We start from the raw sequence: 26471 nt of genomic DNA on the forward strand, positions 1-26471 counted from the left end.
TTTGGAAATGGTGCTCCACTCCTGTAAAGTAGTTTGTCGTGCCGGGGAGCAAAAAGAAACGGTTTAGGCCGCTTCTGGATATTCATTCGGCGCATTGGGATATGGTGTAATTGGCAACACTACGGTTTCTGGTACCGTCATTCTAGGTTCGAGTCCTGGTATCCCAGCTTGAAGTTCTTCGGAATTTCAACGATAAAGGGAAAGCAATTAATTCTGTTTCAGTTTTGATTATTTTCTTCACATATATCGTGACGGCCCCATCGTATAGCGGCCTAGTACGTCGCCCTCTCACGGCGGTAACGCGGGTTCGAATCCCGCTGGGGTCACGGTCATATGTGCAGGGCGTAGCTCTGTCATGTGAGTACTGGCCCCATCGTATAGCGGCCTAGTACGCCGCCCTCTCACGGCGGTAACGCGGGTTCGAATCCCGCTGGGGTCACAAATCTTTTTCTTCATTCCGCTCTTGTAATCTAAGAGTGTGAGTTCTCTTCTTGTTACCGGCGGTGCCGGATTCATTGGTTCAAATTTTGTCCGATTCGTCATTGACAACACTGACCATCACGTCACTGTCCTAGACAAACTCACTTACGCGGGCCACCGTGAATCCCTTGCCGGCCTTGACCCGCAACGCCTCACTTTCGTTCAGGGCGATATTTGCGATGCAACCCTTGTCAACCAGCTCATGGAACAAGCGGACGCCGTGGTTCACTACGCGGCCGAAAGCCACAACGATAATTCGCTGAATGATCCTCGTCCGTTCTTGGACACCAACGTCATTGGCACCTATACGCTCATCGAGGCTGCCCGCAAGCTTGGCAAGCGCTTCCACCACATCTCCACGGACGAGGTCTACGGCGACCTTGAGCTGGATGATCCGGATCGCTTCAGCGAATCCACCCCGTACAACCCTTCTAGCCCGTATTCGTCCACCAAAGCGGCGTCCGACCTCTTGGTGCGTGCGTGGGTTCGTTCCTTCGGTCTGCAAGCCACGCTGAGCAACTGCAGCAACAACTACGGCCCGTACCAGCACGTTGAGAAGTTCATTCCCCGTCAGATCACCGAGATCATCGATGGCCGCCGCCCCAAGCTCTACGGCAAGGGCGAGAACGTGCGCGACTGGATCCACGCTGACGATCACTCGTCCGCAGTGCTCACCATCTTGGAGCGCGGCGAGATCGGCGAAACGTACCTCATTGGTGCCGACGGCGAGAAGAACAACCGCGACGTGGTGGAAACCATCCTGACCGTGATGGGCAAGGACTCTCAAGACTTCGAGCACGTGGCAGACCGTGCCGGCCATGACATGCGCTACGCGATCGACTCCACGCGCTTGCGCACCGAGTTGGGCTGGGAGCCGCGCTTCACCGACTTCTCCGAAGGCATCGCCCGCACCATTCAGTGGTACCAGGACAACGAAGCCTGGTGGCGCCCTCAGAAGGACGCTACGGAAGCGTTCTACGCAGCTCGCGGTCACTAAGGAAAAGGGATTCTTGTGGAGTTTTCTCAACAGCTGACCGTTACCCCTGTCCCGAACATTCCGGGCATGTTCTTGCTGAGTCTTCCCGTCCATGGGGATAACCGTGGGTGGTTCAAGGAGAACTGGCAACGCGAAAAGATGATTGCGTTGGGGCTTCCCGATTTCGGGCCGGTCCAGAACAACATTTCTTTCAACGATAAAACCGGTACTACGCGCGGCATTCATGCTGAGCCGTGGGATAAATACATCTCCGTGGCGACCGGCAAGATTTTCGGCGCGTGGGTGGACTTGCGCGAAGGCGAAAGCTTCGGCCAAACCTTCACCGCCGAGCTGGATGCAGCAAGCGCTATTTTTGTGCCACGCGGCGTGGGAAATTCCTACCAGACCCTTGAGGACAACACGGCGTACGTGTATCTGGTCAACAATCACTGGTCCGCAGACAAGCAAGCCGAATACACCTTCTTGAATCTGGCTGATGAGACCGCCGCCATTCAGTGGCCCATCCCGCTTGCCGATGCTGAATTGTCCGCCAAGGATGAGGCCCACCCTCGACTTGCCGACGTCACTCCGATGGCTAACGCGGTCCGCAAGTACCTGGTCGTTGGCGGAAACGGGCAGTTGGGTAGGGCGCTGCGGACCGCGCTCACCGAAGAGCAGGCCGTGTTCACCACGCGCGCGGAGCTCGATATTGAACAGCGTGACCTGAGCCAGCCAAACTCGCTCGAGTCGTGGAACCTGAGCGAGTACGCGGCCGTCATCAACGCTGCTGCGTACACGGCAGTGGATGCGGCGGAGACCGCTGAGGGCCGTGTGGCCGCGTGGTCCGGCAACGCTGAGGCCGTGGCCCGCTTGGCGAAGGCGTGCGCAGGTGCCGCGGTTCCCCTGGTGCACGTTTCCACGGACTACGTGTACGACGGCGCAGCTTCCGGCGAGCAGGCAGAAAACGGACACTACGCTCCTTTGGGCGTCTACGGGCAGAGCAAGGCCGCTGGTGAGCTTGCGGTGTCGATGCTGGAGAAGCACTACATTGTGCGCACGAGCTGGGTGATCGGCGACGGCAAGAACTTTGTTGAGACCATGAAGTCGCTCGCTGGTCGCGGGATTGCTCCTGCCGTGGTTTCTGATCAGGTGGGACGATTGACCTTTGCTGAGGATCTGGCAGCCGCCATCCTTCACTTGGTGTCCACCAACGCTCCGTATGGTATCTACAACGTCTCCAACGATGGCGAGCCATGGTCCTGGGCTGACGTGGCGCGAGAGGCGTTCGAATCAGTGGGCGTTTCCGGGGACGCGGTTTCTGATGTCACCACCGAGGAATACTTCGCAGGCAAAGAAGCGGCCCCGCGTCCACTGAATAGCACGTTTGATCTGTCCAAAATTAAGTCCACAGGCTTTACGCCACGGGACCAACGCGACGCTCTGAAAAGCTATTTGAACGGATAGCTTCACTCATCTAGGGCAAGATAGGCGAGTGACTACTTTGAATTCCTCGAACGAGCCCGAAAACCAAGCGCTCTCGACGATGCATGCTGTCACCACGCTGGAGACAGCGCGGACTGAGCTGGAAGCTGCCTCTTTTCCACTCGAACTCGGCAGTGCTGCTCAAGCCAGGCGTGAGCGTGAAGCGACCATCAACCAAGTGGAGGACTATGTTCTCCCGCGGTATAGATCCCTCGACGCACCCTTGCTGGTGGTGGTGGGTGGATCCACCGGTGCCGGCAAGTCCACGCTCGTGAACGCGCTGATTGGACACCCGGTGACGCGTGCCGGGGCAATTCGTCCCACCACGCGTCAACCGATTCTCTTGCACCACCCCAGCGAAGAACAGTGGTTTTCCACGCAGCGAGTGCTCCCAGGACTGAACCGCATCAAGGGGCGTCGTGCGGAGCCGAACGAGCGCGTGATCGCGTCCGAAGCTGGGGACACTCCTGATCCGCAAGCAATCGGTTCAGTGGTGCTTCTTGCCGAAGAACGCGTCCCGCAAGGTGTCGCACTGCTGGATGCCCCGGACATCGATTCTGTTTCAGACGATAACCGCGCACTCGCCGGTCAGCTCTTGGCAGCAGCAGATTTGTGGCTGTTCGTCACCACTGCGAACCGTTACGCGGACGCCATCCCGTGGCGTCTACTCGTGGACGCCGCCAAGCGTGACATCACCGTTGGCGTTGTTTTGGACCGCGTGCCACCAGAGGCCGCCGAGGAAATTGGCGCACACTTGCGCTCGATGCTCAGCGCCGAAGGTCTCTCAGACTCACCGCTCTTTGTGGTGGAAGAAGCGCGCCTGAACGATCAAGGGATGCTCCCGGCTGAGTCCGTGGCACCCATCCAGAAATGGCTCGGGGACATCGCCGAGGATTCCACCGGTCGTGCAGGCCTCGCCCGCAAAACCCTCAATGGAGCGGTGCGTCAGTTGGCTGAGCGTATGACCGTCATTGGCGATGCCGAAATGGATCAGGTCAATGCGGCTGATCGCTTGGCTGAAGATGTTCACGACGCGTATCGCGATGCTGCAGTGGAGATCGATTCCTCCACCAAGGACGGCACCCTTTTGCGCGGCGAAGTGTTGGCCCGCTGGCAAGACTTCGTGGGAACGGGAGAATTCTTCCGCTCCCTCGAGAGCACCATCGGCAGGCTCCGGGACAGGATCGGATCCTTCTTCACGGGAAAGCCCGCCCCGGTGCAGACGGTGGAAGACGCGATCGAAACGGGACTCCACGCGGTCATCGTGAGCGCGGCAGCCCGTGCGGCCGAAGTATCCGAACAGCGGTGGAAGTCTGAACCGGCCGGCCGCTCCCTGATCGGCACCGAGGACCTCGCACGGGTCTCACCAGGTTTCCAAGACAAGGTCGCCGAGGAAGTCCGCAATTGGCAGGGCGACCTGCTGGAACTGATTCGTACCGAGGGCGAAGGAAAGCGCATGACCGCGCGCTTGGCCTCGTTCGGCGTCAACGGTGTGGCTGTAGCCCTCATGATCGTGGTCTTCGCCTCTACGGCGGGCCTCACGGGCATCGAAGTGGGTATTGCGGGCGGTTCCGCGATTGTGGGCCAGAAGCTCCTTGAAGCGATCTTCGGCGAAGACGCGGTGCGCCGCCTCGCCAAAATCGCTCGCGAACAACTCGGTGAACGCGTTCAGCGCTTGCTCGACGAAGAATCGAATCGTTTCATCGATCGACTCGACGGCGTTCGCACGCAGGACGAAGTCAACCGACTCATTGCATCTGGACAAGAACTGGCAGCCCTAGCGCACGCCGCGAAGGAGGATCATGGTCAAGCATAAAGAAGAGACCACGGATCAATCCCCGCTCACTCTCCGCCTCGAAGCTCTCGACGAAGCACGCACCCTCGGCGAGGGTCGCGTTGAACAAGTCACTCTCGATGCAGCCCTCTTGGTGCTGGAACGCGCCGCGGCACGCCGCTCCCTGAGCGCTGAACACACGGTCGTGGGATTCTTCGGCGCCACCGGTTCCGGAAAGTCCACGCTCTTCAACGCTGTTACGGGCGAGAACATTGCACGATCGGCTGCGACTCGACCCACCACCAGCCAGCCGCTCGCCGGCATCTGGGGATCCGAAGGCGCCGGGCCGCTCTTGGACTGGCTCGACGTCGCCGAACGGCACGTCCTCGATAACGCAACCCCACAAAACTCGACCCCGCAGAACGCGCAGTCGGGCACCCAAGCCGGGGCTGCGTCGTCGTCCTCTGAAAAGGGAAGCGTCCGCAACTGGTTCCGCAAGGACCCGAAGGTGCCCGGGGGACTGATCCTGCTGGATCTTCCGGATTTTGATTCGACCGAGCTCAAGCACCGCGAGATCGTGGAGCGCCTGGCGGGCATGGTGGACGTCATTGTGTGGGTGCTGGATCCGCAGAAGTACGCCGACGCCACGGTGCATCACGATTTCATGCGCAAGTTCAGCGCGCACGGCGCCGTGACCATGGTGGTGCTTAACCAGATCGATCGCCTCAACGAGCGCGAGGTGCCGCAAGTGCTCGATTCCTTGCGCGGCATCATGGCGCAGGACGGCCTCACCAAGGTTGATTTGCACGCCGTGAGCGCGCGCACCGGACAAGGCGTGGATAAGTTGCGCGCCTCGATTCGACGCGTCGCCGATGAACGGGCTGCACTTTCCACCCGTCTGATGGCAGACGTGGAACGTACCTCCGAGGCGCTTGCTCAAGGCGCCACTTGGGAGCCGCTCGCGCAAATTGAAAGCGTGGACGAGCAACGTTTGGCACGGCAGCTTGCGCACGCCTCCGGCGTGGATGTGGTGGTGCGTGCCGTGCAGCGTTCTTACGCTCTCGACGCCGGCGCGAAGACCGGCTGGCCCGTGACGCGCTGGATCTCGCGCTTGCGACCTGATCCGCTGCGTCGCTTGAACTTGAAGTCCAAGGACGTCAACCCGGCCGTGAACCGTACCTCGCTCCCTAAGCCGGGCGCCGCGCAGCGTGCTGAAGCCGATGGTGCCGTCCGCGAATTCGCCGATCGCGCGAGCACCGGCGCCCCCGATGCGTGGCGTTCCTCGATTCGCAAGGCTGCGCGAAGTTCCGCCGAGATCTTGCCGGATCGTCTGGACCAAGCCCTCGCTAACACGGATCTGGCCGCGAACAAGGGTTCGTGGTGGTGGCCAATTTTCTCTGTTATTCAGTGGCTCGCACTCGTTGCCGCCGTGGTGGGACTGGGCTGGCTCGGCGTGCTCTTTGGCCTGCAGTATTTCCAGATTCAGCCTCCCGAAACACCCACCGTTGAAGGGTGGCCAGTTCCAACCCTGTTGGTGGCCTTTGGTGTGCTGTTGGGAATTGTGCTGGGGATTGCGGGCTCCGTCTTCGCTCGCTTTGGGGCGAAATCGCGTGCGCGAACTGCTCGGAAGCGCTTGAACGAGGCCGTGCGAAAAGTCGCTCACGAGCACGTCACCGCCCCTGTCAGCGCGGAAATTGATCGCTACAACCGCTTCATCAACGCCGTCTCGCGCGCCCGAGGTCAGCAAGGGCGGCGTCGCTAGGTGACGGCAGCTTCTTCAGATTCTTCAGTTCCCTCTGAGTACGACGACGCTGCTCGCTTCCCGCTAGATTCCTCCGGTGAGGAGCGGCTCATTGGCCGCTTGCTTTCGCGGTACCGTTCCGCTCCAGCTCTCTTGGGTCCGGGGGATGATGCGGCGATGATTGCCGCGCCAGACGGTCGCTTTGTGATCTCCGTGGACACTCTGGTGGAGGATCAGGATTTTCGTGTGGAGTGGCCCTCCGGTGTGCGGACGTCGGGGTATGACGTGGGTTGGAAGTCGGCCGCGCAGAATCTCTCCGACATCAACGCCATGGGAGCTATTGCCACCGCGGCCGTCATCAGCTTGAGCCTGCCGCGAGACACTCCGCTGGAATGGGTTGAAGGCGTGGCGCTGGGATTCTCGGCGGCGCTCGAACAACTCGGTGCCGGTCGCTGTTCCATCGCCGGGGGAGACGTGGGACGATCCGGAGAAATCTCCATCACCGCAGCAGTCACCGGGCACCTGTCCGGCGCTGAACCACGAGTGCGATCCGGCGCCCGACCACACCATGTCATCGCCGTGTGCGGTCACCTCGGTGCGGCTGGTGCTGGGCTGGCGTTGCTCGATCAGCCTGCAGCGAGCGGCGTTTCCGAACGTCCGTGGAGTTCCGACGAGCAGCGCTGCGTGGACCTGCAGTTGCGTCCGGAACCGCCATTACGTGAAGGCCCGGTAGCGGTTGCGCGCCGGGCGTCGTCGATGATGGACATTTCCGATGGCCTATTGCGCGATGCTGGGCGAATCGCTCGCGCGAGCGGTGTAGTAATGGCGATCGATTCGTCTGCTTTGACCTTCGACCTGGACATGTTGCGCGACGCGGGTGAACGCCTTGAAACCAATCCACTGAACTGGACGCTCACCGGGGGAGAAGGGCACGCCCTTCTTGCGACCTACGCGAGCCTCGAAGATGTTCCCAGCGGATGGCACGCCATCGGCGAAGTGCGCGCCGGCCAACCCCAGGTGCTCGTGGATAACCAGGAGCCGTCAGCGCTGGGGTTTGATCACTTCTCTGGGGTTTGATTACTTCTCTAGTTGAGGTCAGCGCTCTTTGAGCGCATCGCTGAGCGCATTTGCGGCCTGAACAACCACTTCGGAGTACAACCGACCCGGCTGCCGCGTTAAACGCTCAATGGGACCAGAGATGGAAACTGCGGCGACCACGCGACCCGAAGGACCGCGGACGGGAGCCGAAACGGAGGACACACCGGGCTCTCGTTCACCCAAGCTTTGAGCCCAACCGCGACGGCGGACAGCTGAGAGGATCGTTGGCGTAAAGCGCGCGTTGGCCAGTCCGTCGAGCAAACGCCCGTGATCCTCCCACGCCAACAGCACTTGAGCTGCCGAACCCGCCTTCATGGAAAGCTTGGTGCCCACAGGGATGGTGTCTCGAAGCCCCACAGGGCGCTCGGCGCTTGCCACGCAGACGCGGAAATCACCCTGCCGGCGGAAGACTTGGGACGACTCTCCGGTGGCATCCCGCAAACCGATCAAAATTGGACCCGCCGCGGTAGTGAGGCGATCTTCGCCGGTCGCGGCCGAGAGCTCAACTAATCGGGGGCCCAGCATGAACCTGCCCTGCAAGTCCTTGGCTGCCAATCGGTGATGGACCAAGGCTTGAGCAATGCGGTGTGCCGTGGGTCGGGCGATTCCGGTGCCCGTGACAAGCTCGGCCAGCGAGGCCGGTCCGGCCTCAAGGGCGTTCAGAATCGCGACGGACTTATCTACTACACCGACGCCGCTCACGTGAGACAAAGTGTTCGGAATGTGCCCGCCCGAACCGAGCTGCGTCGTCGTCTCATCTGAAGAAGTCATACAGCCATTGTTCCTTCTCAAAATATGAGATGCAAGTCCGAATACTGGAATGCGAGGCGCCGTTGCGAGACAGTTAATGCAAGCAATTTTTTACCGGGAGGAATCATGACTGGCATTCAACAGCCGCGAACCATGGCTGAGAAAGTCTGGCAGCAACACGTTGTCTCGCAAGGAGAAGGCGCAGGCGACGCTCGTCAGCCCGACCTGATCTACATCGACCTTCACTTGCTTCACGAAGTCACCTCTCCGCAGGCATTCGAAGGTTTGCGCCTGGCGGGTCGCAAGCTGCGTCGGCCGGACCTGACCATCGCGACCGAAGATCACAACACTCCTACTTTGGACATCGACAAGCCCATTGCCGATCCAATTAGCCGCAAGCAAATCGAGACGCTGCGCACTAACTGCCAGGAATTCGGTGTTCGCTTGCACTCGCTCGGCGACAAGGAACAAGGCATTGTTCACGTCGTAGGGCCACAGCTGGGCCTCACTCAGCCAGGCATGACCGTGGTTTGCGGCGACTCGCACACCTCCACTCACGGCGCTTTCGGCGCGCTGGCCTTCGGCATTGGTACGTCCGAAGTTGAGCACGTCATGGCGACTCAGACTCTGAGCCTGAAGCCCTTCAAGACCATGGCCATCACCGTCAACGGAACCCTGCGTCCGGGCGTGTCCTCGAAGGACATCATCCTGGCAGTTATCGCGAAGATCGGAACCGGCGGCGGACAGGGCTACGTTCTGGAATACCGTGGCACGGCCATCGAGAAGCTGTCCATGGACGCTCGCATGACCATCTGCAACATGTCCATCGAGGCTGGCGCCCGAGCAGGCATGATCGGTCCAGATGAGACCACCTTCGAATACTTGAAGGGACGCGCTCACGCTCCCGAGGGCGAAGACTGGGATGCCGCCGTTGCAGCGTGGCGCGATCTGCGCACCGACGAAGGCGCAACCTTTGACGCCGAGGTCATCATTGACGCCGACACCCTCGAACCATTCGTCACGTGGGGCACCAACCCAGGACAGGGTGTATCCCTTTCCGACAGCGTTCCATCGCCCGAAGACTTCGGTGACGAGAACGCGAAGAAGGCTGCCGAGAAGGCCCTGGAGTACATGGGCCTTGAAGCTGGAACGCCGATGAAGGATATTCGTGTGGACACGGTGTTCTTGGGCTCTTGCACGAACTCCCGCATGGAGGACCTGCGTGCTGCCGCCGACGTTATCAAGGGAAAGACCAAGGATCCGAACGTCCGCATGATTGTGGTTCCCGGATCTGCGCGCGTGCGCTTGGAAGCCGAAGCTGCCGGTCTGGACAAGATCTTCAAGAACTTCGGCGCCGAATGGCGTTTCGCGGGCTGCTCGATGTGCTTGGGCATGAACCCAGACCAGTTGGCACCGGGGGAACGTTGCGCTTCTACGTCCAACCGAAACTTCGAAGGCCGTCAAGGTAAGGGCGGACGCACCCACCTGGTCTCGCCTGTTGTTGCTGCCGCGACCGCCATTCGTGGCACGCTCTCCGCGCCAAGCGACCTGGCCTAAACGTTCTGACTAGTAGTTTTCACAACTGAGGATTCATCATGGAAAAATTCACAACCCATACCGGTGTTGGTGTTCCACTGCGAGCCAGCAACGTTGACACGGATCAGATCATCCCAGCCGTTTATCTCAAGCGCATCACGCGTACGGGCTTCGAGGACGCGCTCTTCGCCGGCTGGCGCAACGACCCTAACTTCATCCTGAACCAGGAGCCCTACTCCGCCGGAACCGTTCTGGTGGCCGGCCCGGACTTCGGAACGGGTTCCTCCCGCGAGCACGCCGTGTGGGCGCTCAAGGATTACGGTTTCAAGGTAGTGCTTTCGGCGCGTTTCGCTGACATCTTCCGTGGCAACTCCGGCAAGCAGGGCCTCCTCGCTGCCGAGGTGGCCCAGGATGATATTGAAATCATCTGGAAGGAAATCGAAAACAACCCCGGCACCACGGTGACGGTGGACCTGGTTTCGAAGACGGTCACGTGCGGTTCAGTATCCGCGCCATTCGATATTGATGATTACACGCGTTGGCGTTTGCTGGAAGGTCTTGACGACATTGACCTGACGCTCACAAAGGCTGATGAGATTACCGCTTTTGAAACTACGCGGCCGTCATATAAGCCAAAGACGTTACCGGCAAAGTTCTAATTGTCCCGCTGTAGTGGTTAAGTTGATGGGGATATGATGGGTCGGGCGTCTTAGGATGCCTGACCTTTTCATGATGTCGTCTCAATCACTTGGGTAGGGGAGAGCTATGGCTATGCGCCGCAAAGCGATCAAGGGAGCGGGCTTTGCTCTCGGCTTCGTTTTCCTAGCTGGTGCCATTTCGCCTTCGGTGGCGTTCTCCGAGCCAGTTGGCGTACCCGCGTCCGTTTTTTCGACTGTAACGACTCCCACGCCCGAAGCTACCCCCACGGAAAGTCCTTCGGACCCTACTCCAACCGAGTCTCCCGTAGTTTCGGAGACGCCATCGCCCACTCCAGCGGCACCGACAGTAGAAGCAACTCGGACTCAGAGACCGACGTATACGGTCCCGACTTCAGCCGTCACGGTCCCTCGCGCAACGCAGCAAGTCAGCGTCCCGCAACAGAACACCGTTGAGCTGGATCCGGCGACAGGGTTTCAGCTTGACCCGACGAGCGGTTGGGCTATTCACCCACGAACTGGATTGCTGATCCGTCCCTCTGACGGTCGGTTAGTGGCTCAAGGATCGCTTGCTGAAAGTGACTTCTACTACGACTTCGATGCTCGTCTGGTAAAAGCTTTTGTTCCACCGTCCGCGGAAGCTTCGGAATCTCTTGACGCATCGAGCAGTGCGACTGAACTACCTTCCACGGAAGCCTCGGTGAGCACTGAAGCTTCCGAATCCGTTAGCTCTTCGGCCCGGAGCACCTCAAGTAAGAAATCGTCTACTTCGGCTGCGACCGTGGGCCCAAGCGCAAGTTCATCGGATATTGGTGCAATGGACAGCACTTCAAATGAAGACGATTTGAGCGGCACCTATCAGTTTTTCGTGAATGCTGGAGTAGTTGTAATAGTGGTTCTATTGGGAATCTTGTATTACTCGAAAGTTTTCCGGAGGAGCAAGCCTTGATGCCGACATCTTGGCTGGTAATCACCTTGGCATCCAGCTTCCGTGACATTTGCAATGTTGATTTCAAGAGAGCGCATTGCGGGTGCTGAAAATTAAAAGAAATTCATCGTATTTATCGGCGTGGGTTGGCGCGCGCTCTTACCCGAGCTTTTTCTCACTGAGGCGCCCCCTCATGGATTCTTGGCGGGCTGAACCCGTTAGTTTGATAGTTAATCTCCATCGACGCAGAGGAACGGAACGTTCCGCCGCCGTCGTAGAATTTCTGAATCGCTTCTACGGTAAAACAAATCTTTGGAGCCTTTCTGCACTGACTGCTTTGTTGGCGGAAGATAATGAAAACTTGGAATCTCGTTTGCGGGCTGCGTTGGAAAGTCGCGTAACTTCCCGTGGCGCGAAGGTTCTCGCGGATATTGCAATCACGGCAGGTCATGTGAACTTGGCAGAACAGTTTGCCGCCTCTATCGAGAGTTCAGATCCTGGTGCCCGGCTGACGCGAGCCAAACTTATGTGGCACAACGGCGAGCTTTCCAGAGCAATTCATGAGCTAACAGGCGACAATCATCGTGTTCAAAAATTGCGAGCCGTGTATGAAGCTGAACGCGAGGTCTTTGGTGGCTGGCGTCCTTCAGTAGAGCCAATCGTGGACTATCGGCCCATTCCGAATGTTGTACTCCATTTGTTGACGAATTCACTCCCGCATACATCGTCGGGATATACCCAACGATCTCACTCGCTCCTCTTGGAACAGGCTAAAGCTGGGATAGAAGTCCACGCGGTAACGCGGTTGGGCTACCCGCAAAGCATCGGGATTTCTCATACACATGGAGTGGATGTAGTTGATGGGATCAAATACCACCGAATGTATCTCGACGGTTCTCGTACCAACTTGCGTGATCACCATCAGCAAGAGGCTGAAGATCTACTTGAGCTCGTCCAGAGAATACGGCCCTCCGTTATTCATACAACCACCCATTTCATTAACGGAATGGTGGCAAATGCTGTTGCGCGTGCCGCTGGAATTCCGTGGATCTATGAAGTGCGCGGTCAACTCTCAGACACTTGGGCTTCAAAACGCGGACCTGAAGCGATCCGTAGTGAAAGATACCTATCGTTCAAACGTGAAGAAATTGAAATAGCACGTTCAGCTGACGCTGTGATAACAATCGGTCAGTATATGAAGAACTTACTGGTAGCACGTGAAGTGAGCCCAGAGTCCATTTCAATGTCTCCGAATGCAGTTGGAGAGGATTTCCTATTCCAGCCCAAGTCGCCAGAACAGGTACGCGAAGAACTGGGCCTGGACAGTGGATCGGTATATGTCGGAACCGTTAGCTCGCTTGTGGAGTATGAAGGCATCGAGACTCTCCTTCGAGCGTACGAGCTTCTTTTGCGTCGGAGAAATGATATCCGACTAATGATCGTTGGTGATGGCGAAGCTGGGCTCAGACTTCGCCGCACTGCAGCTGACATTGGCCTGAATCCGAACGAAATTTTCGTCGGTCGTGTTCCACGCGAGGAAGCAGTCAGGTATCACCAAGCGCTTGATATCTTCGTGGTACCTCGAAACGATCTTCTCGTTACCCGTGCCGTGACACCTCTAAAACCCGTGGAAGCGATGGCAATGGAGCGTCCAGTGATCGCCTCCGACCTTCCAGCTTTGAGGGAGATCGTGGTGGACGGGATCACTGGAGTTCTCGTACCTCCCGCCGATTCTGAATCGCTGGCAAGGGCAATTGAGGAATTGGTTGACGACGCGGAATTGCGCTGCCGCATGGGAAAAGCCGGTAGGGAAACTGTTCTCTTGAACCGAACGTGGAAGGGAAGCGTCAGCGCAAGCCTAGACCTTTACCAAAAGTTTGCCCAAGGAAGTGCATCTGTCGTCAATGACTGAACCAATGGCTCATTCTCCGGGTTCTAATCCAATTCACATAGACGTCTCAGGAATGCGGCGTCTCTACCGACGTCCCAGGTTACTCGACTATCTAGGCCAACTTTGGCGGGCACGCTCGTTGGCTTTTAGTGAGGCCAGGGCGGGAGTGCTTCTAAAGAATCAAAGAAGTTACTTGGGTGGAGTGTGGCTGATTCTCAATCCGCTGCTGAATGGACTAGTTTATTTCGCAGTATTCGGGCTCGTTCTTCAAGTCGGTTCTCGAGTCGAAAACTACCTTGGGTTCTTGCTCATCGGTGTGTTCATGTTTCAGATGACTTCGGGAACGATCAACCAGAGTTCAGACTCCATTTTCTCATTGCGCAAAGTTCTGTCAGGACTCTCTCTACCTGTTGCCTTGGCTCCAACGATTACAACGATCAGGCGCTGGCTCGACGGGCTTCCGTCCTACTTAGTGATGATCGTAATGCTCATCATTATTCCTCCGGCAGAGACCCTCACCTGGAAAGCACTAATGATTATTCCTTTAGTGCTCTTGCAATTCGCTATGTCTTTGGGAATGTCCTACATAGCTGCCTATCTTGTTGCGAGAGTGCACGACTTAAGCAATATCTTGACCGTCTTGATTCGCGGCTGGATGTTTGCTTCAGGTGTTATGTTTCCCATTGATGATATTTCAAATATTCATCCGACTTTGGGAGATATGGTTTATTGGAATCCTCTTCACCATGTGCTCGAAATTGCTCGGGGGATCCTCATCTATGACACATTGCCAGGATTGGATTCGTGGCTAGTGGTCCTAGGGTGGACGGTCGCCGCACTCATGCTGGGACTGTTTCTACTTTGGCGACGAGAGGGAAAGTATGATCTCAGCGACCTTTAGCACGCCATCGGAGAGACCGACATTGGTGCTTCAGAACGTGTCCGTCCAACACCATGACGCCGGTTCCTCAGGACAACGACGTTCGGATCTTCCGAAACTTGAGGATGTCTCGATGTATATGGTCGAAGGGGAGTCCGTAGGTATCCTCGCGTCGACCACGGACGGATCAACGTTGCTTACTGACTTAGTCAGTGGGAACTTGGCTCCAGACACTGGTGCAGTTTTCATTCGTCCGGGCTCCTGCATTCTAGGCGCACCAACTACATCTGAACTCAAGTTGAGCCTTGAGGAAGTGATTCAACGTTTAGCTATGACTCAAGAAGTTAATGGTCGGGCTTTGAAGAAGGCGGTGGCTCGCACAGTCCGCCAGATTGGACTCGAGGATGACCATCTCTTCACGAGGGTTTCGGATCTCGAGCCGGCCATTGTTGAACTTGCTCGCCTTTCGGCTGCCCTAAATACGTCACCTTCGTTGCTGATTGCAGTCTCAAGTATCGCGAGCGGAAATGTGCTCCTCACTGATCCAGGCAAAGCCTGGTACGAGCGTTACTTGTCGCGTCGTGGATCGTGTCTTATGTTTGCCTCGAATACCCGCACTTTAGTTCGAGCATGTTCCCGCATTATTTGGCTGTACGAGGGACGGGTGATTATGGACCGACCGGCAATTGAAGTACATCGAGAATTCGTACGATTCGAAGCTGCTAAAGATGACAGGATGCAGCAAGCGCAGTTACTCAGACGCTACGCACTGGAACTCGTACAGCCCAAAATCACTACATACTGAAAGCTAGCCGGATGCCTCCCGAAAATGATCAACGCCTGTCACTCGCTGAGCGGGCGCGTCAATTTGCATTGAAGCAGGAAATCGAACTGTCTGACCTGAACATAGAAAATATGAGTAGGCGGCTCGTAGACCTTCAGTTTAGATATGACCAGCTACGGGAAGCTGAGATCAACCAATCTGAGCAGCTACGTCTAGCCCAGGCTCGCGCTTCACAATTCAAGAATCAGTTGGAAGATCTCCGTACTAATTATGAGAAGCAATTAGCAAGAGCTACTAAGTTCAAATCGGCCTACGAGTCCATGAAACAATCGCCTGATTTCAAGATTGGGCGATTATTAGCGGCACCAACCCGTCGTCTCCGAAAGCTTGTCGGGAAATCTACTATCCAACTTTCGGGTAACAATTCGGGCGTGGATCGTACGTCGGACTCGGTTTCCCTAGCCGTTTCCCCAACGAAGAACTTAGTAACTTCGACTCGGCGTGAAATCGACGAGGCTAAGCGGCGTTATGTGAAGGACGGGGAAGTTGTTGCTCCGCTCGAGGTGCTTGAATCTTTTGAAGAGCATTTGCACGATAATGAGCGCGTCTTATTGGAGCAAATGCGAGGCGTTAAACGTCTTTTGGAGAATCTGTTCGACATTCCGCCTAGGCAGTTCTCCGCTGGCTATGTCCCGAAGCGAGGCCGTGTTATTTATTGTGCGCACAGTACGGGTCACTATAACTCGAATGGGTACTCAACAAGAACTGCGGGTCTGACCTCGGCATTGGGGAAGATATCGGACATTGTTGTGGTGGCCCGCCCAGGCTACCCGTGGGATTCATCCACAAGAGTTCCAGCGGAAAACAAGGATAGATATACACAGATAATCGGCGACGTTACTCACGTATTTAACAATGGACCGTCTCTTCGTCGCGATCCTGTTGATCTGTATATCCATCGATCCGCTGATATTTTGGCCCGTGAAGCAACAATTCAGCGTGCGGAACTAATTCATTCCGCTTCTAATCATTTGACTGCCCTTCCGGCTCTCATTGCGGCGAGGCGTTTGGGAATTCCCTTTGTCTACGAGGTACGCGGTCTGTGGGAGCTAACCGAAGCTTCAAATAATGAGAAATGGGCCTCTTCTGAAAGATTTCAATCGGCGGTTCGATTGGAAACTCAGGTAGCTATTGAAGCCGACAGGGTGCTAGCGATCACATCCCAGGTCAAAGAGGAGCTTATTCGACGTGGTGTACGTGAAGATCGGATTGAGCTTTTACCGAACGCTGCTGACACTGTCGAATTTGCCCCCGTGCCAAAGGATCGTGGACTACTTCGGTCTCGAGGAATTTCCGAGAATGATGTTGTGATCGGATATGCGGGTTCAATAGTGGCGTACGAGGGATTGGATACCTTGGTAGAAGGATTTTCCAAGGCGAGTATTCACTCGGCCCGTCTCAAATTGCTAATCGTCGGAGATGGGAAGGATCTTGGCAGGGTTCGTGAAATAGTCAAGGCGAACAACCTTGAAGACCGGGTCATTTTTACAGGCCGAATTCCGTCACAGCAGGTTCCAAAGCATGTTAACTTGATGGATGTTGTAGTTTGTCCGCGTCGCTCTAATACGGTGACCGAAATGGTTTCGCCGATAAAGCCCCTAGAGGCTTTTGCAGCAGGCAAGGCCGTAATCGTTTCGAACGTCGGACCGCTGGTGGAGCTCGTAGGTCAAGACCAAGACCGGGGACTGATTTTTGAGGCCGGTGAACCAGAAGATCTATCTCGAAAGATTCGGACCCTAATAGAAGATTCAGAGACTAGAACCGAGCTGGGTCGGAAAGCGAGGAGCTGGACTCGCCAAACGCGTGATTGGTCAGAAATGGCGCGAATTGTGAGGCACGCTTACGCCGCTGTCTTTGAAGAGAGCAAGCGAGCATCAACGAGTCTTATAAATGAGTCTGAACCGCGATCCATATCAGACCTACGTTTGGCACTTATATCGGACGAGTTCACCTATCATTCTGTGAAATCTGAGTGTGAAGTAATTCAGATTCACCCAGATTCATGGAAAGAAGTGCTTTCCCCAGATTCGATTGATGCCCTTCTGATTGAATCGGCGTGGGAAGGGAACAACGGTAGCTGGCATCGCAAGGTCGGCTATTATGACGACGATTCGTTCTCAACAATCGTTGAGCTGACGGATTGGTGCCGGAAATTCGGTATTCCGACGCTCTTCTGGAATAAGGAAGACCCAGTACATTTTGAGCGATTCCGAAAAACTGCTTCGCTCGTTGATCATGTGTTCACAACGGACTCCAATATGATTCCGAAGTACTTTAGCTCTCGAGGATCGGAGAACAAGACTTACTCTGCTTTACCGTTCTGGGCACAGCCGAGTATCCATAATCCATTCCCCCCGCGGGGGAGTCGGAAAGATACCGTTGCCTACGGAGGCTCCTTCTATGGCGAACGCTATCCGGAGAGGTCTCATAGCCTCCAGATTCTGCTTAATTCTGTTGCTGAACACGGTCTTACAATCTATGACCGTCAAGCCAATCATCCTGAATCTCCATATCGGTATCCGCAAAAACTGGTTCGATTTGTTCAAGGGGGTCTCAAGTATTCAGAAATGCTGGACGCCTATAAACAACATCCCCTACACCTAAATGTGAACTCGGTTGTAAATTCTCCGACAATGTTCTCGCGCAGGGTCGTGGAGTTAGCGGCCTGTGGAACGCCGATCATTTCGGGGCCGGGCGCTGGGGTTGATTATCTTTTTGGAGACCTAGTACCCACCACCGAGTCCGGCGACCTTGTCGGTAAGATTAGTAATCTTTGGATGAATAACGAGCGAGATCGGATTCTGGACGGGTGGAATCTTCACCGTCACGTTTATAGAGCCCACCTGGCCCAACACAGGCTCGCGTACATGTTGCGCACGGCTGGAATCAAGCTTCAGATGGAGGAATTGCCAAGGTACCGGCTGCGTCTTGACGCTCTTACTGCGGAGTCCACAGCATCAACACTCCGACAGTCGCTCCTTCCGAATGAAGTTGTTGTCGGGAAAGACCAAGTTCTAGACAAGGCCTTGGTTGAGAGATTGAATTCCGAAAGTGTCTCTGTAGATTTCGAGAACAACGCGAATGATGATGAACTGCTCGATGTCTATTTGGGAAACTTCTTAGACGACTCTGAAGCGGCTGAGGATCTTGTGCGGACATCATTTTACTGGCCTGGACGAATTCAAATTACCTCGCCTGCCAAGTTCCGCAATCGGCATAGCCTCTGGGAGTTCGACAAGTTTGATAAATCCTCGCCGGCACTCAACAGGGGAGTAGGAAGCCCTGCAAGCGCCGTAACCGAGGGTGATCAGACTGCGGTCCTCGCATTAGTTCGACCGCGCGAAGAATTGTCGGCGGAACCTCAAGTGTCGCCTAAAGTTGAGGTTTCCTTCGAGCCTAAACGAATTGTATTAGCGGGCCATGATCTCAAGTTCGCCTCAACCATTGTTCAAGGTCTTCGGAATGCAGGACATGACGTAAGAATCGATCAATGGACGGGTCATGCGACTCATGACGAACTGCTGAGTGAAGAACTAAGCCTTTGGTCGAATGTGGTTTTCTGTGAGTGGGCGTTAGGCAATCTTGAATGGTATTCCAGTAGGCGACGACCCGGTCAAAAACTCATAACAAGGTTCCACTCTCAAGAGTTGTTCTGGCCTTACATGGAGCGAATTCACCCAGAAACTGTTGACAAGTTTGTATTTGTTGGCGAATTTGTTAGGCAACGCGCTATGCGACAGTTTGGGATTCCATATGAACGAACCGTAGTCATCCCGAATGCCCTAGGGGTTGAACCAGGGCTACGCAAAGTGGATTCTGACAATAGATTCCGTATTGGATTTGTTGGGTCGGTTCCTCGTCAAAAGCATCTCGATCGAGCCCTAGATATTCTTGAAATGGTACGCAAGCAAGATACGCGATTCGAGCTACATGTTAAGGGGAGGAGACCTGAGGAATACTCGTGGATGCTTGATCGGCCCGATGAACTTGCGTTCTATCAAGAACAGTATGCGCGGATTGAGCAGAATCCGTTACTGACAGGTTCAGTACATTTTGATCCGCATGGAGACGATATGTCTGAGTGGTACAGCCAAATTGGTGTTGTCCTTTCTCTGAGTGATTTCGAATCGTTTCATATGACTCTCGCGGATGGTGCCGCGAGCGGAGCCGTACCGCTCTCATTGTCTTGGCCAGGAGCCGAACTGATCTATCCAGTCACGTGGATTCACGACGAAAAGAGGGACATTGCCAACCATCTTTTGGAAGTGACGGCCGACGAGCTCAATTTTGAGGAGACCGCTAGAGGAGCTCAAATGTTCGCTCTCGGAAATTTTGCGACCAAATCAATCGTGGACACATATCTAGCCCTTATAGCTCACTAAGTGAGTTTGGGGTTGTAGTTCAATAATGCCAGCTTCGAATATTGCACAATAGCCCAGTTGCTGCTGCCAAATGGTAATACTCCTGGAGATCAGGGGTCCCTTAAAGTTCCGTGGACGTGTCAGGACCAACCACTCCAAGTGTTGAATGATCTATCTCGCTACCTAGGTTTTGCCGCACTCTCACTGCGCACATTGGATCGTCTTCTGGGGCAGGAACTTGAGCATGCAATTCTTTGGGGATCGGGTAAGACTCACGACTCGCTTCGCGGTTCACGACATGCGCTCAAGCGCAAAAATGTTGGCTGAAGCCGCATTACTGGTGCCCTGCTCCTGACTAGGGCAGCTAGACCCTCAACACGTCAAGGAGGAGCAGAGATCTATGTGGAAGAGGAAAAACTTAGCCGCGTGGCGTATAGGTTTCCTTTTCCAATAGCTATATATCTGTATTCTTTTCCACAGCCTGAACCGTCCCGGGTTTGATGCCGCTATCTTCTGTGAGAAAGATAGTGACTATGCCCAAGCAGTTCCCGCCCGAAGTTCGTGACCGTGCAGTGCGCATGACCATGGATCGGTTGTCCGAATACCCGTCTGTCTATGCTGCCTGCAAGGCACTGGCCCCGAAGCTCGGGGTGGGCCCTGAATCGCTCCGGCGCTGGGTTGTCCAGGCTCAGATCGATGCCGGTGAGAAGACCGGACCAAGCACTGATGAGTTGGAGGAAATCAAGCGGCTCCGGGCTGAGGTGCGGGACTTGAAAGAGTCTAACGAGATCCTGAAACAGGCCTCGATTTTCTTCGCGAGGGAGCTCGACCCTCGCCGCCGTTGATCTGTCGATTCATCGACGAAATGCGCGCTGAAGGTTACGCGGTCGAGTCGATCTGTGCCGTCCTGCGGGAGCAGGGCGTGCGGGTCGCCGCACGAACCTACCGGGCGTGGAAGAAACGCCTTCCAGCCCTGCGCACCATCGAAGACGCCCGCCTCACCGATGCACTTCGTGCTGTGAAAGTCCCCGACGCGAAGGGACGCCCCCGTCCCGAGATCATCTACGGACGGCGGAAAATGACACAGTGGCTGCGCCGTAACGGCTTCCCGGAAGCCTCCAAACACACCGTGGACCGGCTCATGCGCGAAGAAGGCATGAACGGGCTCGTCAGAGGCCGCAAGACCCGCACCACCATCCCCGGCAAGGACGGCCGCCGTGCCGGGGACCTGGTGAACCGGGACTTCACCGCCGCGGCTCCGAACCAGATCTGGGTCACTGATTTTACGTACGTCCCGGTCTACTCCGGATTCGTCTACGTTGCCCTGGTCATCGACCTGTATTCCCGGGCGATCCTCGGCTGGGAAACTTCAACCGTCAAGGACACCGCGTTTGTCGAACACTGCCTGCGGATGGCCTTGTGGCGGCGCGAACACACCGGCCGCCCGGCACCGACGGGACTAATTCACCACAGCGATGCCGGAAGCCAGTACACCTCGATCCGGTACACCGACACCCTGGCCTTGGAGGGCCTACAACCGTCCATTGGCAGCGTTGGTGACGCCTATGACAACGCAGCAGCCGAGACCGTGATGGGGTTGTTCAAGAACGAGGCCGTTGCGAAGGATTCACCGTTCCGCAGCGGGGCGTTGAAGACCGAAACCGACGTCATGGAAATCGTCTTCGAGTGGGTCCACTGGTACAACAACGAACGCCTGCATTCCGCCCTGGACCACCAAACGCCAGAGGAATACGAGCAGACATATTATGATCTACAAACCAGCTCGTTACCCGACGACGCCGCCAACAAACAAGCGGCATGATTCCCGGGACGGTTCACACCTCTTGCATCTTTGATGAGCGAGGTTGTTGTCGGAGGTTTTGAGCAGTGTGGGGTGGTTGTTCTGTGGTGAGGTTCGTACTCGTTGTTGGTTCGTAGGCTTGGTGGTCTTGTGGTTGCCTGCTGGTGCTTACGTAGGGGTTGGAGGGTGTGTGGGTAGGCAGCGGGGATGTTTAGTTCCAGCGTGGTGCGGTGGGAGGGGCGCTTCGCGCTAAAGGCACTCGCTTCGCTCGTACTGGTTCTTTTCGCTCCCAGCACTCATAGGTGCTCCATACGGCTTGCATGGACGTGACGGACATGGCAGCTGAACCGGCCTGGGTTTCGTAGAGAGCCGTGTTACGCAGCAGCGGGCTCGCTGCTGTCCCGTGGTTCATCGTAATACAACGCTTCGTACTCCACCGGCGGCAGGTCCCCGATACTCGAATGCAGTCTCTGAGTGTTGAACCAGCTCACCCACGCAGCGGTGGCCTGCTCGACCTGCTGCCAGGACTCCCAGAGCTTTTGTTCGTGCCAAATCACCTCGGCTTTGAACAGTCCGATCGTGGACTCCATCAACGCGTTATCCAGCGCATCACCGATCGTGCCGATCGAACCGGTGATGCCCGCCGCGGCCAGTTGCTCGGTGAATGCCAGAGCTGTGTACTGGGTGAATTCAATCGGTGGTAGCAACACTCGGTTGTTGTACTGATTCTAGATAATCTTCGAACGCTTCAGCTGGGGTTCTCCATCCCAGGGTCTTTCGCGGCCTGGTGTTGAGGGTGTGAGCGATGGCTGCGACTTCTTCAGCGCCCCATCGTGAGAGATCGGTGCCTTTGGGGAAGTATTGCCGTAGCAGCCCATTGGTGTTCTCGTTCGTGCCGCGTTGCCAGGGGCTACGTGGGTCTGCGAAATAGACTGGTACTCCAGATTCGACGGTGAACTGAGAATGAGCTGAGAGCTCTTTGCCTCGATCCCAGGTGAGTGACTTTCGCAGATGCTCGGGCAGTTCCGCAACAGTCTTCGACAACGCGTTTTTCATGCTCACTGCCCCGTACCCGGCTAAAGGAGGACCGTTCTTCTTCCGCGGGAGGGTGCCGTAGCCTTGTTCGCGAGGCAGATGGACAAGCATGGTGAACCGTGTGGTGCGCTCGACCAGCGTGCCGACTGCCGAGCGATTGAGTCCAATGATCAGGTCACCTTCCCAATGGCCTGGCACGGCTCGGTCTTCGACCTCGGCGGGCCGTTGGCTGATAATGACCTTCTCATCGACATGGGCCCATGATTTCGCCTGCGCTCGGGCACGCGGGACCCGAAGGGCGCGGCCGGTGCGCAAGCAGGTCACCAATTCACGCTTCAGAGCACCACGGCCCTGAATGTAGAGAGCCTGGTAGATAGCTTCGTGCGAGATCCGCATGGACTCATCCTCAGGGAAGTCAACCTTCAGCCGATGGGAGATCTGCTCAGGACTCCAGCCTTTCACCCATCGGCGATCCCCGCGATGAGGCTTATTTCTGCCCTTCCACACAGCCTCATCAGGCCCATCAATCACCTGTCCGTCAGCAGCGGTGACTTTTCCCGCCAGTCGGTCCTGAACGTAGTCCCGCAACCTGGGATTACTCACCAGCTTTGCAGTCTTGGGCCGCTGAGCGAAGACCTCCGACTTCCATTGAGCAACTGAGGCTCGATAGTCCAACTTCCCGCCTCGGGTGGCCGCGTTACGCCGTAACTCTCGTGAAATCGTAGAAGGACTCCGTCCTAGACGACGAGCTATTTCGCGAACACCGATTTCTTGGGCTCGCAGCAGAGCGATCTCCTCACGCTCTTGGAAGGAAAGGTACCGGGAAGAGACCTTCGAGGACATAAACAGCGGCATACCACCACGATTGCGGAACCATCGAGCACCAACGGCTTGAGACACACCAGTGGCCTCTGCTGCCTTCTCAGAGGTGATCCCGGTGGCGATGTGCTTCCAGAACTCTCGTTCGACCTCCTGACGATGAGACGGAGCCCCCGGCGACTTCATCGCTGAACGGCCTGTGAACTGCCGCACCCATGCTGATGGTCTTCCCATTGCATACCTCCACGATCAAGGTGTTGCTACGACCAGTTGAATCCGGGCTGGCTGCCGGCGTCACTGTGATGCAAAAGCCCCTGCGTGGTGAACTCGCTGTTGGTCCTACGCCGGATGAATAACGATTGTTCCAAGGCCGATTGCACCAAAAGGCTGGTCTTGGTTCTCATCACCGGCCACCCGAGAATCCGACGCGAGAAGACATCGGTAATAAAGCTGACATAGCAAAAACCCTGGGGTGTCCACACATAGGTGAAGTCCGCCACCCACCATTGATCCGGTCGCGTGGGCCAGTTCCATCGGCGTTGGACGTGGTCCGGATGCCGCAGGCCCTGCGGATCCTGGCGGGTCGTGACCGTGGTGCGTTTCCCACGCCGGATCCCGGTGATGCCCAGCAGCTTCATCAGCCGTTCGACCTGATCCCGGCCTGCCTCGATACCGGCACGCAGCGCTGCTTTCCACAGCTTCCTGCGCCCATACAGACGGCGGTTAGCCGCCCAGAGGTCGTAGATGCTGTTGGCCAGGTACGCGTCGGTCAGGTCGTGGTCGCTGGGACCGAATCCGCGGGCCTGATGGGCATAGAAAGTGGACGGGGCAATCGTGATGCCCTGCTCGCGCAGGGCATCACAGATCGGCTCGACCCCGAACCGGTGCTGGTACTCGCGAATGTAGGCGATTACTGTCCGAGTTTGCGGTCGAGCTCCGCTGCCGCGAAAAAAGCTGACGCGGTCTTCAGGATCTCGTTCGCCCGCCGCAGTTGAGCGTTCTCGCGCCGCAAGCGCGCCACTTCTTCGTTGGCCGGCTCTTGACTGGCTGACGCCGCAGGGGTGAGGCCCTCGCCTTGCTCTCGACGGATCCAGTTGCGCAAGGTGCCGGGATTAATACCCAGCAACTCACCGATCTCTTGGCGCGCCCGGGTCTGTGCGATGTTTCCCTGCTCCAGGCGTTCTTGGTAGAGGCGGACCGCTCGGGCCTGGGACTCGGCGTCGTATTTGCGTGGTGCTGGCATGATTCCTATTCTCCGTGTTAGATCATGCTCTCCCGCAAACCCAGGCCGGTTCAACGCGTCCACGAACGTGGACACCCTCGCGCAGAATCAAACGTAAGTGAACTGCACGGTACCCACTATGTGGGTCGTGCCTCAGGTCTTTGATGCAAGTCGTTTTGTCATGACTGAACTGGTCTGCGATTCGATCCGCGACATCGTCTTGTTCCCTCAAGTTCATTTCGGCTTCAAACCGGACCCCAGCAATGTCTTGAACATTCGGAAGCTGAAGCGTTTTGTCCCGCTGCAGCTTCTGACGCAACGTGTCAAAGGTCTTTGCCCTGGAAGTGACCTCAAACTTTCGGGAGCCCAGGAGCGACGTCCAGTCCATGTTCTCAATTTTTGTCTGAGTTTCCGTGGCAAGGTCGTTGTAGTGAAGCATTACCGTGTCGTAATCAGGCAGCTCGGGCCCTGGTATTTCGTCGTTGCGAATGCAGTTTCCGAGCTTCTTCAGCTGGCTACTCGTCCAGGTCGTTTGACTCACAATTTCAAGCCTAGTTCGTGGACGAACCTCAACGGCTGGGCTGTGCAAAACGGGCTCTAACAAGATTGCGTGTGTGAATAGGCATTGCTCCGACGCTTTTAGCGGACAAGCTATCTCCGTGGTTGGTGAACGGGAAGACTAACCATATGGAACTCAACGATCTCGAGATCACCACCATCACCGGCGAAGAAACAACCTTCGGGGACTTGTCAGACGGCAAGATCGCACTGGTGGTGAATGTTGCCTCCCGATGTGGACTCACTCCGCAATACGCGGCGCTGGAAGAACTTCAGAAGACGTACGGAGACCAAGGCTTCACCGTGCTGGGCTTTCCCAGCAACCAGTTCTTGCAAGAGCTTTCGAAAGAGGAAGCCATCGCGGACTACTGCTCGGCTACGTGGGGAGTGACCTTCCCGATGACGGAGAAGGTCAAACTCAACGGCGGCAACGCGCACCCCATCTACAAGGTGCTCAAGAAGACTCCGGACCAGAACGGTCACGACGGTCGGATTACCTGGAACTTTGAGAAGTTCCTCGTGAACCCAGATGGTCGCATCAAGCGGTTCTCCCCGAAAACCGTTCCAGATGATCCGGCGATTGTTGGGACTATCGAGGAATGGATCGCTGAGCGAAAAGAGGGCTAACGCCGTCGTAATTAATAACTAAGCTCTCACCACGTTGCCTCTTGGCACTCGTGGGAAGCCTCTTGCTCCACCTGAAGCGTGGCGTGCTCAATCCCGAACTCGTCGCGCAGCAGCGTGCGAGCCGCGGTGAGGATCGCCGGATGGTCCTGGGCGTTGTGGGCCACGATGTGTGCGGTGGCAACGTTCATGCCGGACGTCAGTACCCAGACGTGGAGATCGTGGACGTCGGCGACGCCGGGAACCGTGCGCAGATCCGCGTAGACGCGATCCACGTCAAGACCCGGGGGAGCGTGCTGACTCAGGATCGATAGCACTTGGCGGCCCAGCATGACGGCCCGAACCATCACGAAGAGCCCAATAGCAACGGCCACAATGGTGTCCCACCACGGGCTACCGGTCCACATGATGAGCAAGCCGGCGGCGATCACGCCCACAGAACCGGCCGTATCGGCCACCACCTCAAGGTAGGCGCCCTTGACGTTGATGCTTTCACTCGCGCCGCTGCGCAGTAAGAACATCACAATCACATTGATGACCAAGCCGATTGCACCCACGATGATCATGGGGCCAGTCTCGATGTGCGGATCTTCGCCGATACGCCCGATCGCCTCCACCATGATGTAGATCGAGACGCCCAACATAAGCAGTACCGCGAGGCCACTCGAGAAAATCTCGGCCCGGTAGGAGCCGAAAGTGCGGTGACCCGAACGATCGGAACGGGCGGCAATCTTGGTTGCGGCAAGCGCGGCGCCTAATGCCACGACGTCCGCGGCCATATGGCCGGCGTCAGAAAGTAGAGACAGGGATCCGGAGAGGAGCCCGAAAATCAGCTCCACCACAAAGAAGACTGCGATCAGCCCAAAGCTCACGGCAAGACGACGGCGGTACTTACCTCCCGCGTGACCCGCGGCAACGCCGTGGTTGTGCCCACCGGAAGAATTTCCGCTACCGCCATGTGAATGTCCCGCGCCCATGCATCGAATCTAACACAACAAGCTCTGTTGCGGCTGAG

General features: G+C 56.6%; 19 protein-coding genes, 3 tRNA genes, 1 pseudogene and 1 other annotated feature. Of the genes and pseudogenes, 17 read left to right on the top strand and 6 right to left on the bottom strand.

Annotation, left to right across the window (positions count from 1 at the left end):
- Window positions 1-95 precede the first annotated feature (95 nt).
- From HD598_RS00190 to thiL, 8 genes are all read left to right on the top strand, one after another.
- Window positions 96-167, top strand: a tRNA-Gln gene (locus HD598_RS00190).
- A gap of 86 nt (window positions 168-253) precedes the next feature.
- Window positions 254-326, top strand: a tRNA-Glu gene (locus tag HD598_RS00195).
- A 40-nt stretch (window positions 327-366) separates the two neighbouring features.
- Window positions 367-439: transfer RNA gene (locus HD598_RS00200), tRNA-Glu, on the top strand.
- Window positions 440-478: 39 nt separating this feature from the next.
- The gene (rfbB, locus tag HD598_RS00205; protein WP_183662786.1) at window positions 479-1477 is read left to right on the top strand and encodes a dTDP-glucose 4,6-dehydratase; all 999 of its coding nucleotides are present in this window, start codon (window positions 479-481) and stop codon (window positions 1475-1477) included.
- A gap of 9 nt (window positions 1478-1486) precedes the next feature.
- Window positions 1487-2920: a sugar nucleotide-binding protein gene (locus tag HD598_RS00210; RefSeq protein ID WP_183666412.1), complete on the top strand. Its 1434-nt coding sequence runs from the start codon at window positions 1487-1489 to the stop codon at window positions 2918-2920.
- A 79-nt stretch (window positions 2921-2999) separates the two neighbouring features.
- A complete protein-coding gene (locus HD598_RS00215; protein WP_183666414.1) occupies window positions 3000-4754 on the top strand; it encodes a dynamin family protein in 1755 nt (584 codons plus the stop codon).
- Window positions 4741-6474, top strand: coding sequence for a dynamin family protein (locus HD598_RS00220; RefSeq protein WP_183662789.1), 1734 nt, complete (start codon window positions 4741-4743; stop codon window positions 6472-6474). Before HD598_RS00215 ends, HD598_RS00220 begins: the two co-directional genes overlap by 14 nt.
- Window positions 6475-7530, top strand: coding sequence for a thiamine-phosphate kinase (gene thiL, locus HD598_RS00225; protein WP_183662792.1), 1056 nt, complete (start codon window positions 6475-6477; stop codon window positions 7528-7530).
- Between the two features lie 18 nt (window positions 7531-7548).
- On the opposite strand, the gene HD598_RS00230 is transcribed toward thiL, so the two are convergent.
- Entirely contained in the window at window positions 7549-8262 is a 714-nt protein-coding gene (locus HD598_RS00230) for an IclR family transcriptional regulator (RefSeq protein WP_183666416.1), read from the bottom strand.
- Between the two features lie 165 nt (window positions 8263-8427).
- Between HD598_RS00230 and leuC the strand changes: the two genes are divergently transcribed.
- The 7 genes from leuC to HD598_RS00265 all read left to right on the top strand — a co-directional run bounded on the left by leuC (window position 8428) and on the right by HD598_RS00265 (window position 21219).
- Window positions 8428-9858 carry a 3-isopropylmalate dehydratase large subunit gene (gene leuC / locus HD598_RS00235; protein WP_183662795.1) on the top strand — a complete coding sequence of 477 codons (1431 nt, stop codon included), beginning with the start codon at window positions 8428-8430 and terminating at the stop codon, window positions 9856-9858.
- A 38-nt stretch (window positions 9859-9896) separates the two neighbouring features.
- On the top strand, window positions 9897-10496 hold the full coding sequence (gene leuD, locus HD598_RS00240) for a 3-isopropylmalate dehydratase small subunit (RefSeq protein ID WP_183662798.1): 600 nt from the start codon (window positions 9897-9899) through the stop codon (window positions 10494-10496).
- 1118 nt (window positions 10497-11614) lie between these two features.
- A complete protein-coding gene (locus HD598_RS00245) occupies window positions 11615-13333 on the top strand; it encodes a glycosyltransferase family 4 protein (RefSeq protein WP_183662801.1) in 1719 nt (572 codons plus the stop codon).
- 52 nt (window positions 13334-13385) lie between these two features.
- Complete coding sequence (locus HD598_RS00250) at window positions 13386-14213, top strand: ABC transporter permease (RefSeq protein WP_260170577.1); 828 nt, start codon at window positions 13386-13388, stop codon at window positions 14211-14213.
- Between the two features lie 310 nt (window positions 14214-14523).
- Window positions 14524-14997: a hypothetical protein gene (locus HD598_RS00255; RefSeq protein WP_183662806.1), complete on the top strand. Its 474-nt coding sequence runs from the start codon at window positions 14524-14526 to the stop codon at window positions 14995-14997.
- 11 nt (window positions 14998-15008) lie between these two features.
- A complete protein-coding gene (locus HD598_RS00260; RefSeq protein WP_183662809.1) occupies window positions 15009-19418 on the top strand; it encodes a glycosyltransferase in 4410 nt (1469 codons plus the stop codon).
- 512 nt (window positions 19419-19930) lie between these two features.
- Window positions 19931-21219, top strand: a protein-coding gene (locus HD598_RS00265) for an IS3 family transposase (RefSeq protein WP_183662812.1) whose coding sequence is annotated in 2 segments (ribosomal slippage) — window positions 19931-20204 and window positions 20204-21219 — 1290 coding nt in all. Because the reading frame shifts where the segments join, the coding sequence is not laid out codon by codon here.
- 353 nt (window positions 21220-21572) lie between these two features.
- Here the strand turns inward: HD598_RS00265 and HD598_RS00270 are convergent.
- From HD598_RS00270 to HD598_RS00285, 4 genes and pseudogenes are all read right to left on the bottom strand, one after another.
- Window positions 21573-21884 (bottom strand): annotated as a pseudogene (locus HD598_RS00270) (transposase); the annotation flags it as partial.
- 4 nt (window positions 21885-21888) lie between these two features.
- Window positions 21889-23286 carry an IS30 family transposase gene (locus HD598_RS00275; protein WP_183662820.1) on the bottom strand — a complete coding sequence of 466 codons (1398 nt, stop codon included), beginning with the start codon at window positions 23284-23286 and terminating at the stop codon, window positions 21889-21891.
- Between the two features lie 26 nt (window positions 23287-23312).
- A complete protein-coding gene (locus HD598_RS00280) occupies window positions 23313-23963 on the bottom strand; it encodes an IS3 family transposase (protein WP_311539042.1) in 651 nt (216 codons plus the stop codon).
- Window positions 23877-24008 (bottom strand) — a sequence feature (AL1L pseudoknot). Its footprint overlaps the gene before it by 87 nt.
- Complete coding sequence (locus HD598_RS00285) at window positions 23963-24295, bottom strand: transposase (protein WP_183662826.1); 333 nt, start codon at window positions 24293-24295, stop codon at window positions 23963-23965. (Overlaps the previous feature by 46 nt.) The genes HD598_RS00280 and HD598_RS00285 overlap by 1 nt, the downstream gene beginning before the upstream one ends.
- 127 nt (window positions 24296-24422) lie before the next feature.
- Here HD598_RS00285 and HD598_RS13340 point away from each other — a divergent pair, with 127 nt between their 5' ends.
- Window positions 24423-24875, top strand: coding sequence for a hypothetical protein (locus tag HD598_RS13340; protein ID WP_260170448.1), 453 nt, complete (start codon window positions 24423-24425; stop codon window positions 24873-24875).
- A gap of 86 nt (window positions 24876-24961) precedes the next feature.
- Window positions 24962-25459: a glutathione peroxidase gene (locus tag HD598_RS00295; protein ID WP_183662831.1), complete on the top strand. Its 498-nt coding sequence runs from the start codon at window positions 24962-24964 to the stop codon at window positions 25457-25459.
- Window positions 25460-25485: 26 nt separating this feature from the next.
- Here HD598_RS00295 and HD598_RS00300 read toward each other — a convergent pair whose 3' ends face one another.
- Complete coding sequence (locus tag HD598_RS00300) at window positions 25486-26433, bottom strand: cation diffusion facilitator family transporter (protein WP_183662834.1); 948 nt, start codon at window positions 26431-26433, stop codon at window positions 25486-25488.
- Window positions 26434-26471 lie beyond the last annotated feature (38 nt).

It is taken from the genome of Neomicrococcus aestuarii (genome assembly GCF_014201135.1).
Taxonomy (GTDB): Bacteria; Actinomycetota; Actinomycetes; order Actinomycetales; family Micrococcaceae; genus Neomicrococcus; species Neomicrococcus aestuarii.

Excerpts from the sequence above, each read along its gene's own strand:
- HD598_RS00215 (WP_183666414.1), top strand. The coding sequence starts at position 3,000 with ATGCATGCTGTCACCACGCTGGAGACAGCGCGGACTGAGCTGGAAGCT.
- HD598_RS00275 (WP_183662820.1), bottom strand. The coding sequence starts at position 23,286 with ATGGGAAGACCATCAGCATGGGTGCGGCAGTTCACAGGCCGTTCAGCG.
- HD598_RS00285 (WP_183662826.1), bottom strand. The coding sequence starts at position 24,295 with ATGCCAGCACCACGCAAATACGACGCCGAGTCCCAGGCCCGAGCGGTC.
- HD598_RS00255 (WP_183662806.1), top strand. The coding sequence starts at position 14,524 with ATGACTCAAGAAGTTAATGGTCGGGCTTTGAAGAAGGCGGTGGCTCGC.
- HD598_RS00300 (WP_183662834.1), bottom strand. The coding sequence starts at position 26,433 with ATGGGCGCGGGACATTCACATGGCGGTAGCGGAAATTCTTCCGGTGGG.
- leuC (WP_183662795.1), top strand. The coding sequence starts at position 8,428 with ATGACTGGCATTCAACAGCCGCGAACCATGGCTGAGAAAGTCTGGCAG.
- HD598_RS00220 (WP_183662789.1), top strand. The coding sequence starts at position 4,741 with ATGGTCAAGCATAAAGAAGAGACCACGGATCAATCCCCGCTCACTCTC.
- leuD (WP_183662798.1), top strand. The coding sequence starts at position 9,897 with ATGGAAAAATTCACAACCCATACCGGTGTTGGTGTTCCACTGCGAGCC.
- HD598_RS00250 (WP_260170577.1), top strand. The coding sequence starts at position 13,386 with ATGCGGCGTCTCTACCGACGTCCCAGGTTACTCGACTATCTAGGCCAA.
- HD598_RS00260 (WP_183662809.1), top strand. The coding sequence starts at position 15,009 with ATGCCTCCCGAAAATGATCAACGCCTGTCACTCGCTGAGCGGGCGCGT.
- HD598_RS00245 (WP_183662801.1), top strand. The coding sequence starts at position 11,615 with ATGGATTCTTGGCGGGCTGAACCCGTTAGTTTGATAGTTAATCTCCAT.
- HD598_RS00295 (WP_183662831.1), top strand. The coding sequence starts at position 24,962 with ATGGAACTCAACGATCTCGAGATCACCACCATCACCGGCGAAGAAACA.